Origin of the sequence: Heliobacterium mobile, from assembly GCF_009720735.1 — a bacterium.
In the GTDB taxonomy this organism is placed as follows: domain Bacteria; phylum Bacillota; class Desulfitobacteriia; order Heliobacteriales; family Heliobacteriaceae; genus Heliobacterium; species Heliobacterium mobile.
Genome location: NZ_WNKU01000002.1, coordinates 54585 through 70876, shown reverse-complemented (window position 1 = coordinate 70876; position 16292 = coordinate 54585). Strand labels below are relative to the sequence as shown.

Below are 16292 nucleotides of genomic sequence, written 5' to 3'. Positions count from 1 at the left end.
TTCATTAAAGCAAAGGGAGATTCAAATGGGTAAAAAAATGCTATTTTGGCCTTCCAAAAACCCCGTGTTGAGTATCCCCATTGCATTATGCCTCGGTTTTGCTGCGGGCTTATGGGTGGATACCCGTTTTCTAAGTGACTTTATTCTGATTTGCACCTTTTTAATGATTTATCCTACGATGATTGGCTTGAATCTCAAGGAGTCTTTTGATTTCAGCCATGCAAAAGTCGTAGGGGTCTCTTTAGTGATAAACTTCCTGTTGATTCCCCTCCTCGCTTGGGGATTAGGAAAGGCTTTTCTTGTATCAGATCCTACCATGATGGCAGGGTTGGCCATCGCAGGATTACTTCCGACAAGTGGTATGACCATTTCCTGGACGATGATGTTTAAAGGCAATGTTCCTGCCGCCGTAAAAATGACGGCACTCAGCCTTGTGATTGGCTCATTGCTGGCACCTTTTTACTTGTTGCTGATGGTAGGCAAGTATGTACACGTCGATCTGATGAAAACCTTCATCACCATCGCAATTGTTGTCTTTCTCCCATTGATTTTAGGACATCTTACCTTCAAACAAATTCTGAGCCACTATGGACGGGAACATTTCCAAAAAGTCATCAAACCCTACCTGCCAGCTGTCAGCTTCTGGGCCATGTTGGCGGTCATCTTCTCTTCCATCTCAATGAAATCAAAAGCCGTACTCGCTCAACCCCAATTGATCGGCGGTATTCTTATCGCACTAGTGGTGTTCTACATCATTAACTTTACCTTGAGCACCTTAGCAACCCGGCTGTTTTTCAACTATAGCGATGGCGTAGCCTTGATCTACGGCACCGTAATGAGAAACCTTTCTATCGCTCTCGGATTAGCAATTACCGCCTTCGGTCCTCAGGCTGCTCTTGTCGTTACATTGGCCTTCATTCTGCAGGTGCAAGCTGCCGCTTGGTTTGGTAAGCTGGCGGAGCGATATAAATTAATCGGGAGAAAACAAACAGATTCTATCCTAGCGGAAGAAAACTAACATCGTACAGATACAGGTTTATCTAAGCATATATAAAGGAAAAAGGCTGGCTTCAGGCCAGCCTTTCTTTCGCACTATGACAGGAAAGTTATGTTCTTAATTCAGTTGAAGTGTCGACTTAGCATTGTTCAGTAGGTCGACGATATCACTGCCGGTGATGATTTCAGCGGACGTAAGCAGTTCATCATTGGCAATCTTGTTGTGATGCAAACAGGCACCGCAGATTTTTAATTGGCCGCCCGATGCTAGGAAGTCTGCGAGAAGATCACGGACCGGGCGGAAAGGTTCGCCGATATTGATATCGTCCACATATCCTTCTTTCCCTAAATGAACACCGTCAACCAGCAACAACAGGCACGCTTGTTCTCCTTTTTTCTGGGCGGCTAAGGCCACCGTTAATGCTACAGTGACGTAATTTTCATTGTTGTTGTTAAAACCCAATGTAACTACGAATGAAGAATCTTTTGACATAGGTACTACTCCTTTATATTTTTTTCAAATGGCGGCGACAAACTTAATTGTTATCAGGGGTATAATCTTATCTTTCGTTGAAAACGCAATAAAATTAGCAGATGCCATTTGATTACGATTATATACCCCTTCGGGTATAAGATTCAAGTGCAGTTAAACAAATCCATCCCATATTTCCGCCATTTGATTTATACTAAAAATACTAGAAACTTTGTCTATACAGACCTAGAACGCTCAAGCAAGAATTGAGAAAACCCATACATATCAGATAAAGGCACAACGATGAGTTCGGGGGGAGTCAGTTGACGAAACTGTTAGTCGTCGAAGATGAAGTAAAGTTGCGCGATAATATCAGTCATTTTCTTGCCAGTGAAGGATTTTCGGTTATCACCGCTGCCGACGGTCTTGAGGCGCTCAAGATGGTACGGGAAGAAAGCCCAGACCTTCTGCTGTTGGACATCATGCTGCCCGAGCTAAATGGCATTCAAATCTGCAAAATCGTCCGTCAGGAAAGCGCTGTGCCGGTTATCATGCTGACAGCCTTAGGCGATGAAGAAAATGTGTTGTCAGGTCTAGAACAAGGTGCTGACGATTATATCATTAAGCCTTTTCGTATGCGAGAATTGGTTGCCCGTATACGAGCTGTTTTGCGCCGACATCGGGCCGCACCAGTCAGCGGAAACATGCTTCATTACGGTGACTTAGCACTCGACTTGGATGCCGTTCGCTTAGAGAAAAACGGGCAAGAAATCCCGTTGACACCAACCGAATTTAAGCTCTTATCGATGATGGCCCGTCAGCCTGGTCGTGCTTTCACAAGATTACAGCTACTTGAAGGTGCTATCGGAGAGGCTTTTGAGAATTACGAGCGCACCGTAGATACACACATTTTTAACTTACGTAAGAAAATCGAAGCCCAAGCTGGAAAACCGCGTTATATACAGACGGTTTTCGGCATCGGCTATCGGTTTGGAGAAAGATCATGATCCTGCGGCGAATGCTGATGTCTTTTTTTCTTTTCATCCTGTTGACGTCGTTGCTAAATATTGTTATCAGTCATTACTCGACGGAACAAGTATTGGAACATTTTACTTCAACTTTTAAGAACTCTCTTTCTGAATCGGTAACGAAAAATCTACAGGACTATTACAAAAAAGAGGGCTCTTTTTCAGGTGTGGCTGAGCCAATGATCTTACCTCGAGAACTTCAGCTCGTATTTACAGAACCCCATGCTCATGGTCCCCTATGGTCACCGATTGACTCCAACCATAATCATTATTTCACCTTAGCTGGTGATGGTTGGTGGGATGTGGTTTTGGTCGATGAGCAAGGCCGCATCTTGATAGGAAAAGAACTGGCAAACAATAGGATGGATGAAGGCTATCCTATCACCTCGGACGGAAAACAGCTTGGCACCTTCTGGCTCATTCCCAAAGCAAACAGTTTACTTGAGATCACTCACAGTTTTCTCTTGTTGCCGGTGACTCGCAATAACCTTCTAGCGGCATTCCTTTCTTCTGTTATCGCTTTCATATTCGCCTATTTGGTATCTCGTTTCTTCTCATCGAAAATCGAAACGCTGGCCCAAGCGGCTCATAACATTGCCCAGGGGAATTTGGAATACCGCGTACCTGTGCGGTCAGAAGAAGTACTGGGTAAATTGGCTGCTGATTTCAATACGATGGCCGATCGCCTACAAAAGGACAGGCAACTCCGTCGGCAACTTCAAGCTGATGTGGTACATGAATTGCGAACTCCCTTAGCAGTCAGTCAAGGAATTCTGGATTCGTTGGAGAGCGGATTCATTCCGTGGGATTCCAATTCCCTTTCTTCCTTACAGGAGGAGATTGGCCGGATGAACCGTCTCGTTACAGACCTTCATGACTTGAGCAAAGCAGAGACACGTCAACTCTCCATCCAAAAAGAATTGATCTATGCGGGCGATCTTCTCGAAAGGATCGAAGAATCGTTTCAAAAAACAGCAAAGCTATCGAACCTCGATTTCCTGGTCGATTTCCCCCTTGCTGAAAGGTCGGCCCTTCTCTATATTGATCCAGACCGTACTGTACAAATCTTTTTGAATTTGCTCCATAACGCAGTCCGTTACACCCCGGCCGGTGGGACCATCCAAATCACAGTCCGCTTCCAGAGGGAAATGAACAAAAACGGCATCGAACTTGCTGTCTCCGATACAGGTACCGGTATTGCTCCGGAGCATATGCCCCATATTTTTGATCGTTTCTACCGGGGAGACCAAAGCCGTAGTCGTCAAACTGGCGGTTCTGGTCTAGGTCTGGCGATTGCTAAGGAGTTTGTAGAACTTCAGGGCGGTATAATCACAGCAAAAAGTACTATCGGCAAGGGTACTACCTTTTACGTTTGGCTGCCGGTAGAGCTAGAAGCAGGGCTGGAGATTTAATCTCTCCCAAACATACATTTTGACGATTCATCATAAAAGGCGATTTCGTCGACTGACGAAATCGCCTGAGGAAGGTTAATGGGTTCTCCGACGTTCGAGCTCGTTCCTCGCTGATTCGGCTACCACCATCGCTGTCTCCAACCGGTCTTCCAAAAGCTCCTGAACATCTGTCGGCATGGGAATGCCCGAGGCAGTTACCCTGCGTAAAAATAACCAGAGGTCTCGCGACGATTGTTCGTAGCTTTCGTGAATGGTACACAGCGTTACCAGGTCTTCTGCCTCCTGCCGCTCCCGACTCTTCCGCCGTTGTTCAAAGATAGCCCATCACCTCCGTAGATTAGGATGTCCCTTATTCCGGGTTATGGTTCAATTACAAGGACTTTTTTAGATTCATATCGAGCGGAATGTAAAAAAGCAGGTCCCACAGACCTGCTTTTCCTTTTGATTTCATTTGTGATAGAGCAATGTACCCGCCTATGCCGTCGCGCCGTGGTTTCTAAACCTGCTACTCGCAGGTGGGCATCTCACAGTCGCTTTTGCCTTCCAAACTCAAGTTGGCCTGACAGCTACGTCTGGTCTTGAATCCCTAATGTTTCATGTAGGTTAGAAACATTCAGGGGCTTACGTACATCGCAGGTACATTGCTTTGTCGTCATTATACCACTCTCAGTGACGATTGTGAAATGGAAAATATGCCTCCAAGCCTACCGAGTCTTTTTCTCCAGTGTCTCCAGAGAGTTTCGCAGTTCCCGCAGCTTTTCGCCGTACCCGTTCCAGTCGCCCGCTTTTAGTCGTTCGTTTGCCTCGTCATAGAGTTGGCGAGCTTGGGTCGCCAGTTCAGCTACGGTCCGATTATCCGCCGATGGAGGTGGCACCGGTTGTCCTGGGACCACGATGTCAGGACCCGGCTGGGCTTGCTGCCCTGGGACAACCTCCCCTGGGGGTCCGGTAGATACGCCTTTGCCAAAGATACGTTGTAGAGCCGTATTTAAGTTTTCCTCCATGACGACCCGTTCGCCGAAGACGACGATGACTCGACGCAAAGCCGGCAATTTCCCCTGCTCCGACTGCAGGAAGAGCGGTTCAATGTACAGAAGCGAATTGTTCACAGGCAACACCATCAAGTTACCGCGGATCACCGATGACCCTCGCTGGTTCCAAAGGGTGAGTTTTTGAGAAATCTCTGAGTCCTGATCGATCCGTGCCTCGATTTGGGCCGGTCCGTAAATCAACTCTTGTTTGGGGAAGGTATAGACGAGCAGTTTTCCATAATTCTCACCGTCAGAACGAGCAGCCATCCAGGCGACCATATTGTCTTTCCGTGACGGTGTATAGGGGGTCATCAAGATGAATTCCGGACGATTGTCACCAGGCAGTTTTAACAGGGCGTAGTAAGGTTCCATCTCCCGTTGTTCCTTTTCTCCGGACCGAACTTGCGGGAGATGCCATTCATCCTCCCGGTTATAAAATACGCCAGTGTCTTCCATGTGATAGGTGGCGTATACACGGCTTTGGATCTTGAGCAACTCTTCCGGGTAGCGAATGTGTTCCCGCAGCGACAAAGACATGCTTTCCATCGGCTGGAACATGCCTGGGAAGACAGCCATATAGCTGCGAATGATCGGATCTTCCGGATCGATCAAATAAAAGGTCATTTTACCGGTGTAGGCATCGACAGTGGCTTTTACGGAGTTGCGAATGTAATTGCCTGCTCCGGGGGCCGGCTGTGCAAAAGGGTAGCGGTTCGAGGTGGTATAAGCGTCAGCTACCCAGACGAGACGACCGTCCTGAATGACCAAATAAGGATCATCGTCAAAATGTAAAAAGGGGGCCACTTTTTGCAAGCGATCGACGATGTTGCGCTCCATGAGCACCCGGCTTTCCGGCAAGACCTCTGACGACAGCAGCAGTTTCAGGTCGCCGAAATAGGCAGCGAAGACGAGCTTTTGCCAAAAGGATCCTACTGGCAGACCGGCATCGGCTTGATAGGTCGAATAGACATTATCGTCACCGGAGGGATAATCGAATTCTTTTGTCGCTGTTTTGACGATTACATAGTCGCCACTTGTTTCACCGAAATAGATCTCCGGGCGAGCGATCTGTAGACTCTCCGACGTCGCTTTTGGCGGAACGTCTTTTAAAAAGAATTTCGGCAGTCCCTCGGAGGTCGCTTCATTGACGGGGCTCATCGCCACTCCATAGCCGTGCGTGTAGAGCAAGCGCTGATTGATCCAGGTTTTTGCTGATTCGGGCAGTGCTGAAGTATCTAGTTCCCGAGCCGCCAGCATAACTTGCCGCTTTTGTCCATCTACCGTATACCGGTCGATATCGATGCCTTTGAACTTATAGTACAGGCGGATCTCTTGGAGCTGGCTGTATGTCTGTTGGAGAGGCCGCCAGTCCCATAAGCGGATACTGGAAAAGGTGTCATTGTTCGCGTTGATGCCGGTAGCACTCAAGTCGTTTTTGACAGAAAAAGGCACATGCTGAATGCGATCGAGTCCAAAGGCTAACTTGGTGAACTGGATATTCATATCAATATAGGGTTTTTCCATGACGAATTCATTCGGTTCCACCTTGAACCGCTGAACCAAAGCCGGATATATCTGACCTACAATGAGAGAAATAGCCACGAGTGTACCGACACCGTATAGGGCCCACCGGATCCTCCGTCCGATCACAGCGAAAAGCAGTAGTGCTGCCGTAGCAACTGCGGCAACGGTCAGTATCTGGTAAGCGGGTAGTTGAGCATGCACATCGGTATAGCTAGCGCCGACGACAACCCCTCGGGGCGAATAGACAAGATTACACATATCCAATTGATAGCCTAAAGCCTTACCGAGGAAAAATAGAGCCCCGATACCAGCTAGGTGGTATCGGGCGCGGGGAAGTTCACCCCACCCCACTTTGCCAAAGCCGTGTGTATTGGACACCTGGTAGACGATGAATAACAAAAAGGCTGTGAGCAGCAAAATCGCTTGGGTGATGTGGTAAACCAATTCCAAGAAGGGTAACTGGAAAAGATAAAATCCTACATCCCGCTGAAACAAGGGATCGGCAATGGCGAAACTCTCATTTTGCAGCGCTAACAGCAGGCTTTGCCACTCGCCGGAAGCCAACTGCGATACGGTTAGAGCTGCCAGAAAGCTGATGAACAAAAAGATTTTGTTCATGTACTCGGGTTTGAGCCAATCGCTCAAGGCAAAAAGCCGTGGATGGGATTCCATGTTCCGGGCGAATTGAAGAGCTTTGCCGACCACTTCCCTGGTCAAGCGCAGGTTGATGTAAGTAAAGAGAAAAGCGAGTGTGCCAATAGCGAGGGACAATCCCCAGGACGTTAGAAAACGAGTCGTAAATACACCAGCATAGCCTTCCGAACTAAACCAACGCCAGTCTACATAAAGTTTTAATATCGATGTGAGTACAGGCAAGACAACGAATACCGCGAAGAATACTAAGAATCCCAAGTATCGCCGCTTGTTCACCAGATTAAATATTCCCCTTTCTCTAATCGTCAGAGAGAATTGTTGGTTGAGAGTAAAAAGAGAAAGCCCGTAGAGACGGGCTGACTCCATTATAAACCGTAAACTTCTTCGCCTTTCAAGACGCCGATACCGTGAGATTGCAGCACTTGAATCGCATCATCGAGGCGTTCGACACGGAAAATCACTAATGCTTTATCAGGCGTTTTTTCGGGCAAGGCGTAAAGGTATTCGATATTGATTTTCGCTCCTGCCAAAACATCCATGATCCCAGCTAAACCGCCGGGATGGTCAGGAATGGCCACAGCGATGACCGACGTCTCGCTGACGGTGAAACCGGACCGTTTCAAGGCAAGGTAAGCGGCGTCCGGCTTATCGACGATCAAGCGTAGGATACCAAAATCAGTCGTATCGGCTATCGATAAAGCCCGAATATTGATGTTTTCGTTCGCGAGTGTGCGAGTCAAGGTGGCGAGACGTCCCGATTTATTTTCCAAGAAGACAGAAATCTGTTGAACTTTCATAAGATTGTCCCCTTTCTAGTATACTCAGATATTCAGCTTATGATAGCTTACGGCGATCAATGACTCGTTTGGCCTTTCCTTCACTGCGCTCAATTGATTTGGGTTCGACGAGACGAACTCGCGCCGTAAGTCCTAAGAGGCTCTCCAGTTCTCGCTGGATGGTACGTTCGATCCGTTCCATACTTCTGATTTCGTCGGAGAACATCTTTTCCGATACTTCCACCCATACTTCCAGTGTATCCAACGTGCCTACCCGGTCAATGACAAGCACATAGTGCGGCTCTGTGAGCCCTAAGCTGAGCAGGACGCTTTCTACCTGCGACGGGAAAACGTTGACACCGCGAATGATGACCATATCGTCCGTCCGTCCGCTGACCTTGGACATGCGGACATGAGTACGACCGCAGGCGCAAGGTTCCACATGTAACACCGAAATGTCCCGGGTCCGGTAACGAATGACCGGAAAACCTTCTTTGGTAATCGTCGTGAAGACGAGTTCACCTTTCTCCCCATACGGCAAAGGCTCTTCGGTCACAGGGTCAATGATTTCAGGAATGAAGTGATCTTCAAAGATATGTAATCCGTTTTTCACGGGACATTCGCTGGCCACACCCGGTCCCATGACTTCGCTGAGCCCGTATATATCGATGGCGGTGATCTGCAGTCGGTATTCCAATTCCCGGCGCATTTCTTCCGTCCAAGGTTCGGCACCGAAGATGCCTGCCTTTAAGCGAAGCTTGTCCCGGGGGATTCCGGACTCTTGCAGAGTCTCTGCGAGGAATAAGGCATATGACGGCGTGCAGGCCAAAATCGTCGTACCGAAATCTTGCATCAGTTTGATCTGCCGTTTCGTATTGCCGCCAGAGATAGGGACGACGGTGGCCCCGACCTTTTCAGCGCCGTAGTGGGCACCCAAACCGCCTGTGAAAAGCCCGTAGCCGTATCCCACTTGCACCACCGAATCGGCGTTGGCGCCGGCACAGGTCAATGTACGAGCCATCAATTCAGACCAATTATCTAAATCGCGCCGTGTATAACCGACCACGATGGGGTTTCCCGTGGTTCCCGAAGAGGCATGTAACCGTACGATATCTCTCATCGGAGAGGCAAAGAGCCCGAAGGGATAATGGTCACGAAGGTCCTGTTTTACCGTAAAGGGAAGCCGTCGAAGGTCTTCCAAACTTTGCATATCCATCGGGGTCAGCCCGGCAGCCTGCATTTTTTCACGATAGGCGGGCACATTGTGGTACACCCGTTCTACCGTCTTTTTCAGTCGTTCAAGCTGCAATTTCTCCAAGTCTGCTCGTTTCATCGATTCCATGGGGCGATTCCAGATCATCTCGCACTCTCCTCGCTCTAATCTCAACTAGGTTGTTTAATATTATGGTTTCTTCGGCGCCGAAGCCAACAGCTCGAAGGCTGTCAGTTGGTTTCGAGTGCCGAAGACGATGAGCAAATCACCGGGGAGTAACATCTGGGAGGCTCGAGGATTGGAAATCAGCTCCTGCCCTCGTCGAATAGCGACCACCATGGCCCCCGTTTTTTCTCGAAGCTGCGCTTCAGCTAATGTTTTGTTAGTTAAGGGAGAATGCTCTCTGAGCACGATCTCCTCGAGGTCGATCTCGTGCTCTTTGTCGTGCAATACCGTCTCCACGTATTCGACACTGGCCGGTTTGAGAATGGACATGGCCATTCTTCTGCCGCCGATAACGGCCGGTGAGACGACCTTATCGGCACCGGCGCGGTATAACTTATCTTCCGACTCCATGCGGTCTGCACGGGCAACGACGAGAATATCCGGGTTTAAGCCTTTCGCGGTCAAGGCGATATAGACATTATCCGCGTCGGTCGGCAAAGCCGCTACAACCCCGCGGGCATGGTCTATTCCGGCCTGCCGGAGTACGTCGTCCTCCCGGGCGTCACCTTGAATAAAAAGCAGATTCTGTTGACCATATTGCTGCAGTATGTCGATATGGGAATCGATGATCACGAATGGCACATCGTCTTTTGACAATTGCTCTGCTACCTGCCAACCAACTCGGCCGGCTCCGCAGACGATAATATGATTTTTCAGTTTAGAAATTTTCGTCTCCATTGCTCGTCTCCCCAAAAAGTTTAGCAACTGACCTTCTACCACCGAACCGGCGATGATACCGATAGCATAAGCAACAATGCCTACACCAAGCGGCATGATCAGCAAAGCGAACATCTGGCCGCTCACCGTTTTGGGTAAACGGTCACCGTATCCGACGGTCAACAAGGTTGTCTCTGTCAGCCAGGCCGCATCGAGCATGGTAAAGTCTTTTTCGAGCCACATAAAACCGACCGTGCCAAAGATCATAAAGCTGACGATGGATATGATAGCCCATTTAATCTGGCGCAGTTCCAAAGGCGGGTCACACTCCTGCGGTTCTAATCAAGCAGGTGATGATTGATTCCGAGCTATAGCCGCTTCTAGGTCGGCCATTACCCAATCAGGTATTTCGACGCCTCCTGGTTTAAAAGGCGCGTAGGGACCATGGTAGTCCGTTCCTCCAGTCATCAGCAGCCCTTTTTCCACAGCCAAATCGTAATATTGTTGAACCCACTTTTCCCGGTTCGGCCCATAATAACCGTAAAAGACTTCCAAACCGACGGGATAGCGTTCGATCATGTCCGGTAGAATCGATTGATTCGATAAAAGACCTGGATGGGCGATGACAGCCACTCCTCCAGCAGACCGGATGAGTTCAACCCCTTCGGCGAGGGAATGAGATAAATATTCCACATGGGCCAAACCCCTGGGATTCAAATAGTGTTTAATAAATTCCGAACCGGGGCGGTTTAACAAGCCACACTTATACAAGGCATAGACGATGTGACCTTTGCTCACGGCAACTCCCGGGTTGGCTACATCGAGCACATCTTGCCAAGACAGGGTGACTCCTTGTTCTTGTAACTTCTGCACCATCTGTTTTGCCACACGGGTTCGCGCCTCTCGCAGTTCTGTCAGGCGGGTCTTAAAAGCTTCACAGTGCAAATTAACGCCGTACCCAAGCAGGTGAACCTCTTCTCGTTGATAGGTGACCAATAGTTCCACGCCAGGGATAACACGGACTCCTCGACGTTGTGCTGCCGCAGCAATTTCAAAACAACCGTTCACAGATTCATGATCGGTAATGGATATATGAGTCAAGCCAGCCTTCGCCGCCATATCGAGCAGTTCAAGGGGCGAGTGAAGGCCGTCAGAGGCCGTTGTATGGAGATGGAGATCTATTTTCATGTCCTTTTCCCCTGTCCCATGACGGAGTTTTCTACACAGTATTCAATGTTTGCATTAAAAAACCCTTTTTCTACGAGCAAAAGGAGATTGGAAAAAAGAATACCATAAAAAAAGGAAGCCTTATCGGCCTAAGGCCATGGCTTCCCAAAGGGGAACTTATCTTAGTTCTGCGTTTAGTGTTTCTTGGCAGCCTCTATGACCGTCTGAGCAAGCCGGGCCGGAACTTCCTGGTAAGAGTGGAATTTGGCACGGTAAGTCCCTCGACCGTGGGTAATGGCCTGTAGTTGTAAGGGGAATTGAACTAGTTCTTGCTGGGGGACGAGTGCCTGAATCACTTGTCGGTTGCCGACCATATCGCTGCCTAAAACTCGGCCGCGCCGTCCATTGATGTCACCGAGAATATCGCCGAGATAATACTCAGGCACGTCGATTTCCACCTGCATGACCGGTTCGAGCAGATAGGGATCGGCTATCTCCATCCCCTTTTTAAAGGCTAAATGGGCCGCCATTTTAAAGGCCAGCTCTGACGAATCGACAGGGTGATATGAACCGTCAACCAGGTTTACTTTGATGTTGGTGACAGGATAACCAGCCAGAACGCCTTCGACCAAGCTTTCCCGGACACCTTTTTCGACAGCGGGAATGAAATTACGAGGGACAACTCCACCGAAAATCGATTCGTTAAATTCAAAATCACCCGTTAACGTAGGCTCCATAACCAGCCAAACGTGGCCGTATTGACCGTGACCGCCCGTTTGTTTTTTATGTTTTCCCTCTGCTTTCGCTATTTTACGGATAGACTCCCGGTAGGGCACTTTTGGCCAACTGGTTGTCACATTGACACCGTATTTTCGTTGCAGCCGTTCCACACAAACTTCTAAATGAAGTGTACCCATTCCAGTCAAGATCGTCTCTTTAGTTTCCGTATTTCGGTGGATTTTGATACAAGGATCTTCCTCCAAGAGGCGCTGTAATCCGCTGCCCAGTTTATCTTCATCGGCTTTGGTAGCAGGATGAAAAGCCATGGACAAGCCGGGACAGGGAAAAACAGTGGCAGGCAGCGGCTCCATCGATACCCCTTTAAGGGACAAGGTGTCGCCTGTGTGGGTATGTTGCAGTTTCGCCAGGGCGATGATTTCACCGGGACCGGCCGAATCTAGCGAATGCTGGCTTTTTCCCATCATGCTCAACGGTGGAACCGGTTTTTCATCTTTCTGTGCCGTAATGTTATAAAGGGGCGTATCGCTTTTTAGGATACCTTGGTAAATCCGTACATAGTTGACTTTGCCTAAATAGGGATCGATGACGGTCTTGTAGACTTGTGCTTTTAGGGGCGCTTTCTCGGCAGGCACTTCTCCTTGATCATCAAGCGGCGACGGGAGCAGTTCCACCAGTTTATCCAGCAAAGCCTTAACGGTGCTGTCGGCATGGATGGAACCACCTAAAAGAGGTATGATTTTTCCGTTTTTGATCGATTCGACCAAAGCAGGGCGAATCTCTTCGACAGTCAGCTCTTCCCCTTCCAGATAGCGCATCATTAATTCTTCGTCGATCTCGACCGCTGCTTCGACCAACTTTTCTCGCCACTGGGCTAGAGACTCCGATTCTTCTGGAGAAAGGGCAGGCATATCTTTGAATTTAGGATTAGCTGGAATAAAGACGCCGTCGAGGATGCTTACCATTCCTTGCCACTGCGGTCCAGTGCCCACAGGCCATTGCATCGGCAGGATCTGGGGTCCACCCAGCTCCCGCATCTGCTCTAAGGCTTTATCAAAATTTGCATTTTCTCGATCCAGTTTGTTGATGAAGATGAGGGGAATTCGACCTTTTTCTTGGCATTGCTTCCAGGCCACTTCTGTCTGTACTTGTACGCCGCTGACAGCACAAAGGACTACCAAAACCCCTTCGACGACCGAGATGGCACCAGCCACTTCCCCAAAGAAGTCGCTGTAGCCGGGTGTATCGATGATGTTGAGCTTGGCGCCGTTCCATTTTACTGGTGCTAGCGCAGCTTGGATGCTGACTTTGCGCTTCGTCTCTTCGGGCAAAAAATCGGTAATTGTATTCCCGTCTTCCACCTTGCCCTTGCGAGTTATGAGCCCTGCGTTGAACAGCATCGATTCCACCAAAGAGGTTTTTCCTGCTCCATTGTGGGCGAGTACAGCTATATTGCGGATGGCTTCCCTCGGTGTCGTCAAAACTGGACCCTCCTTTGCTTGCAATAATTCGAACTATTTTATTAATTATACGTTAAGCTTTAAACTCCTTTCCCGGTGGCTCACCTAGGTGGAATTTTTTTAAGGGGGATGATTATGGCCACCGCACTCACCTACGGTACAGTAATCCTCTTTGGAGCGACCCTCTTAAATCGTTTTTTAGCTTTCTTTAATCAGATCGTGATGATGAAATATATCGGTCCAGAAACGGTCGGACTCTTTCAAATGATATATCCGATATACATCCTGCTGCTCGTTGTGGCCACAGCGGGAATACCTGTCGCTTTGACCAAGCGTGTCGCCGAAGAAGCAGCTCGCGGTCAATGGGGCAATGTCCGGCAGATGGTCAGTACATCGATGGTTTTGCTTGCTTTAGGGGGAGTGATCATCACCGGGGCAGCGGCGATCCTGCCTCAGTATTTGTTTCCTGGGCTCGTGGCTGACCGCCGTGCCGAATCGGCTTTTTGGGTTCTTATCCCTAGCATATTTTTTATCTGTCTAGCATCAGGCCTCCGTGCCTTCTGCCAGGGGATGCAGTCAATGGAACCGCCCTCTCTCGCGTCGATGGTCGAGCAAGTGATCCGGATCGCCAGCGGTTTATCGCTGGCCTTGTGGCTGCTCCCACGGGGAATCGCCTATGCCGCCGCTGGTATCGCCCTTGGGATTACACTCGGTGAATTGTTCGGATTGGCCGCATTGCTCTGGTTGTCAGGCCCTTTTCTCTTCCAGCGACTGAAGCGATTTTGGAACAACAAGTCGATGCCAGCGACCTTTGGCCGCCGCTTTGCACTGCGTTCCCTCTGGCCGCTGGCCTATCCTGTGGCCAGCTCACGCATCATCGGCTGCCTGATGCTGACGTTAGATGCCTTCTTGATTCCCCGGTGTCTGCAATTGTCCGGCATGACCCTTTCTGAAGCGACTGCTGCCTTCGGCAGCCTCGTAGGCGGATTGGCACCGCTGATCACGATCCCCACAGTATTCACTATCCCGCTGTCGACCAGTCTCGTTTCGGGGATAGCCGAAAGCTGGGCTTTACGACAGACCGAGGCCGTCAGGTACCGTACCGTAAAAGCACTGCGTCTAACAGCGGTCATCGGCTGGCCTTGTGTCGGAATGATTCTGCTTGTCGGCGACGATGTCGCATCGTCCCTATTTGGCATCCAGGGCATGAGCGCCCCGCTGCACATATTGACCATAGGCGCCTTTTTCCTGTACATATACAGCACGACGACCGGCATCCTGCAAGGCATGGGGCAAGTCATGTTTCCCTTGGTGGTCACCGTGATTACATCGGCCTTACGGATTTTCCTGTTTATCTATGTGGCTTCTCTTCCTCTCTTCGGTTTAAAAGGCATTGCCTTGGGATATACCGTGACGAATCTGGTGACCGCTTGTTTGCATGTCTGGTGGTTCCGCGGAAAATTGGGCATGTCCGGATCAGACTTGCTTCATCTGCTGAGACCGGCCCTGGCTGCGGTGGCGATGATCGGCACTTTTCAGATCTATTTACAAGTATCAAGCTATTTGGGCTATACCTCGCCGTTTTTGTCAGGGCTCTCCGGTTTGCTGGCATTGCTGCTGTATCTTCTTCTCTTATTCCCGCTGGGATCCCTAACAAGGGAAGACTTACGAACGTTTCCTGGGGGAACCTTACTCGTTGGCTTTTTTCGTAAAAATTAAAGCCCCATTCCATGTTAGGAATGGGGCTTTGACCCATGATTTACTCGTAATAGATGGCTAGAAAGACGTAGACACTATTTTTGGGAAAAAGGAGGTATAAAGATGGCCCAGTTTTTTCCTCGAGAAAAGATATTTCCCGAAAATGTTCGCGATGAATTTAAGTATGAGATCGCCGATGAACTAGGGCTGACGCCGAAAATCCAGGACGGATACTGGGGCGCCCTCTCTGCCGCTGATTGTGGCCGAGTGGGCGGAAAAATCGGCGGCAACATGGTCAAAGCCATGGTTCGGCGCGCCGAAGCCTTACTGGCTCAGGACCAGGCGAATAAATTGACTTAACTTAATGGGAAGGCTACGTGCCTTCCCGTTTTTTGATCAATTCCAAAAAGGGCCTCTGGGTCTCGCCTAGCCACTGATCGACCTCTTGAATAATGGTGTAGTTCGTTAAATCAAAATGAATCGGCGTTACCGAGATCATCCCTTCATTGATAGCTCGAATATCGGTCCCTTCCCCCGCATCGACGTCTTTCACCTCACCAGCCATCCAGTAATAGGTTCTCCCTCGGGGGTCAGTACGTTTGTCAAAGATGTTTTGGTAGCGGCGGCTTCCCAACTTCGTCACCCCGATACCATGGATTTGCTCGCGAGGCAAATCCGGGACGTTCACATTGAGAAACGTTTCCGATGTTAGGCCTTTTTCAACGAGTTGTTCACATAAAAAACGGGTCGTTTCTGCCGCTAGGCCGTAGTCGGTCGTCTTCCACCCGGTTACAGAGACGGCAAGAGCAGGGAAACCATAGATGGCTCCCTCCATCGCAGCGGACACAGTGCCGGAATAGAGTACATCCGTTCCCAAGTTCGCTCCTCGATTGATTCCCGAGATGATGATATCGGGAGGATCGTCCATGAGTTCTTCCAGCGCGAGCTTGACACAATCTGCCGGTGTCCCGTTGACGGCCCAACCGTGAAAATGAGGCTTCGCGAAGGTGAGTTTTTCCACACGCAGGGGCTGGTGAACCGTAATTCCATGGCCGGTAGCGCTCCGCTCTGAATCAGGGGCTACGACAAAGAGCTCTGCCCAATCTTCAAAGATGTGCCATAACGCATGGATTCCTGGTGCATGTATCCCATCGTCATTGGTCAGTAGAATTCGCAAAACTGTTCCTCCAGTCGATTCACTCCAGAACCCCTATTACATGGAGAGACCCAAAGTTGAGTCC

At 49.4% G+C, this 16292-nt stretch carries 13 protein-coding genes and 1 other RNA gene; 5 read left to right on the top strand and 9 right to left on the bottom strand.

All coding sequences use genetic code 11. The features are described 5' to 3' along the window. Positions 1-25 precede the first annotated feature (25 nt). Positions 26-1018, top strand: a complete 993-nt coding sequence (locus GJ688_RS02885; protein WP_155475040.1) for an arsenic resistance protein — start codon at positions 26-28, stop codon at positions 1016-1018. A 96-nt stretch (positions 1019-1114) separates the two neighbouring features. Here the strand turns inward: GJ688_RS02885 and GJ688_RS02880 are convergent, their stop codons facing one another. Continuing rightward, positions 1115-1489 (bottom strand): DsrE family protein, encoded by a 375-nt coding sequence (locus tag GJ688_RS02880; protein WP_155475039.1) that lies wholly within the window; start codon positions 1487-1489, stop codon positions 1115-1117. Between the two features lie 302 nt (positions 1490-1791). Between GJ688_RS02880 and GJ688_RS02875 the strand changes: the two genes are divergently transcribed. Together GJ688_RS02875 and GJ688_RS02870 are read left to right on the top strand one after the other, a co-directional pair. Beyond that, positions 1792-2475: a response regulator transcription factor gene (locus GJ688_RS02875; RefSeq protein WP_155475038.1), complete on the top strand. Its 684-nt coding sequence runs from the start codon at positions 1792-1794 to the stop codon at positions 2473-2475. Next, positions 2472-3908 carry a sensor histidine kinase gene (locus tag GJ688_RS02870; RefSeq protein ID WP_155475037.1) on the top strand — a complete coding sequence of 479 codons (1437 nt, stop codon included), beginning with the start codon at positions 2472-2474 and terminating at the stop codon, positions 3906-3908. Before GJ688_RS02875 ends, GJ688_RS02870 begins: the two co-directional genes overlap by 4 nt. 463 nt (positions 3909-4371) lie before the next feature. Here GJ688_RS02870 and ssrS read toward each other — a convergent pair. The 7 genes from ssrS to fusA form a co-directional block, all read right to left on the bottom strand. Continuing rightward, positions 4372-4550: non-coding RNA, 6S RNA (gene ssrS / locus GJ688_RS02865), on the bottom strand. A 62-nt stretch (positions 4551-4612) separates the two neighbouring features. Further along, positions 4613-7393 (bottom strand): UPF0182 family membrane protein, encoded by a 2781-nt coding sequence (locus GJ688_RS02860; protein WP_328597296.1) that lies wholly within the window; start codon positions 7391-7393, stop codon positions 4613-4615. A gap of 89 nt (positions 7394-7482) precedes the next feature. Continuing rightward, positions 7483-7914, bottom strand: a complete 432-nt coding sequence (locus GJ688_RS02855; RefSeq protein ID WP_155475035.1) for an ACT domain-containing protein — start codon at positions 7912-7914, stop codon at positions 7483-7485. Positions 7915-7951: 37 nt separating this feature from the next. Then, on the bottom strand, positions 7952-9253 hold the full coding sequence (locus GJ688_RS02850) for a phenylacetate--CoA ligase family protein (protein WP_155475034.1): 1302 nt from the start codon (positions 9251-9253) through the stop codon (positions 7952-7954). A gap of 42 nt (positions 9254-9295) precedes the next feature. Beyond that, positions 9296-10303: a potassium channel family protein gene (locus tag GJ688_RS02845; RefSeq protein ID WP_207708739.1), complete on the bottom strand. Its 1008-nt coding sequence runs from the start codon at positions 10301-10303 to the stop codon at positions 9296-9298. Positions 10304-10330: 27 nt separating this feature from the next. Then, the gene (locus tag GJ688_RS02840) at positions 10331-11176 is read right to left on the bottom strand and encodes a PHP domain-containing protein (protein ID WP_155475033.1); all 846 of its coding nucleotides are present in this window, start codon (positions 11174-11176) and stop codon (positions 10331-10333) included. 173 nt (positions 11177-11349) lie between these two features. After that, positions 11350-13374 carry an elongation factor G gene (gene fusA / locus GJ688_RS02835; RefSeq protein WP_155475032.1) on the bottom strand — a complete coding sequence of 675 codons (2025 nt, stop codon included), beginning with the start codon at positions 13372-13374 and terminating at the stop codon, positions 11350-11352. Positions 13375-13488: 114 nt separating this feature from the next. On the opposite strand from fusA, the gene GJ688_RS02830 reads away from it, so the two are divergent. After that, positions 13489-15072: a putative polysaccharide biosynthesis protein gene (locus GJ688_RS02830; protein ID WP_170291603.1), complete on the top strand. Its 1584-nt coding sequence runs from the start codon at positions 13489-13491 to the stop codon at positions 15070-15072. Positions 15073-15174: 102 nt separating this feature from the next. Then, the gene (locus GJ688_RS02825) at positions 15175-15411 is read left to right on the top strand and encodes an alpha/beta-type small acid-soluble spore protein (RefSeq protein WP_155475030.1); all 237 of its coding nucleotides are present in this window, start codon (positions 15175-15177) and stop codon (positions 15409-15411) included. A 13-nt stretch (positions 15412-15424) separates the two neighbouring features. Here GJ688_RS02825 and surE read toward each other — a convergent pair whose 3' ends face one another. Beyond that, on the bottom strand, positions 15425-16228 hold the full coding sequence (gene surE / locus GJ688_RS02820; protein WP_155475029.1) for a 5'/3'-nucleotidase SurE: 804 nt from the start codon (positions 16226-16228) through the stop codon (positions 15425-15427). Between the last annotated feature and the right edge of the window lie 64 nt (positions 16229-16292).

What these genes read in the sequence shown, in the direction of transcription:
- GJ688_RS02855 (WP_155475035.1), bottom strand. Translation starts at nt 7,914, where the DNA reads ATGAAAGTTCAACAGATTTCTGTCTTCTTGGAAAATAAATCGGGACGT.
- GJ688_RS02850 (WP_155475034.1), bottom strand. Translation starts at nt 9,253, where the DNA reads ATGATCTGGAATCGCCCCATGGAATCGATGAAACGAGCAGACTTGGAG.
- GJ688_RS02880 (WP_155475039.1), bottom strand. Translation starts at nt 1,489, where the DNA reads ATGTCAAAAGATTCTTCATTCGTAGTTACATTGGGTTTTAACAACAAC.
- GJ688_RS02830 (WP_170291603.1), top strand. Translation starts at nt 13,489, where the DNA reads ATGGCCACCGCACTCACCTACGGTACAGTAATCCTCTTTGGAGCGACC.
- GJ688_RS02840 (WP_155475033.1), bottom strand. Translation starts at nt 11,176, where the DNA reads ATGAAAATAGATCTCCATCTCCATACAACGGCCTCTGACGGCCTTCAC.
- GJ688_RS02870 (WP_155475037.1), top strand. Translation starts at nt 2,472, where the DNA reads ATGATCCTGCGGCGAATGCTGATGTCTTTTTTTCTTTTCATCCTGTTG.
- GJ688_RS02825 (WP_155475030.1), top strand. Translation starts at nt 15,175, where the DNA reads ATGGCCCAGTTTTTTCCTCGAGAAAAGATATTTCCCGAAAATGTTCGC.
- GJ688_RS02885 (WP_155475040.1), top strand. Translation starts at nt 26, where the DNA reads ATGGGTAAAAAAATGCTATTTTGGCCTTCCAAAAACCCCGTGTTGAGT.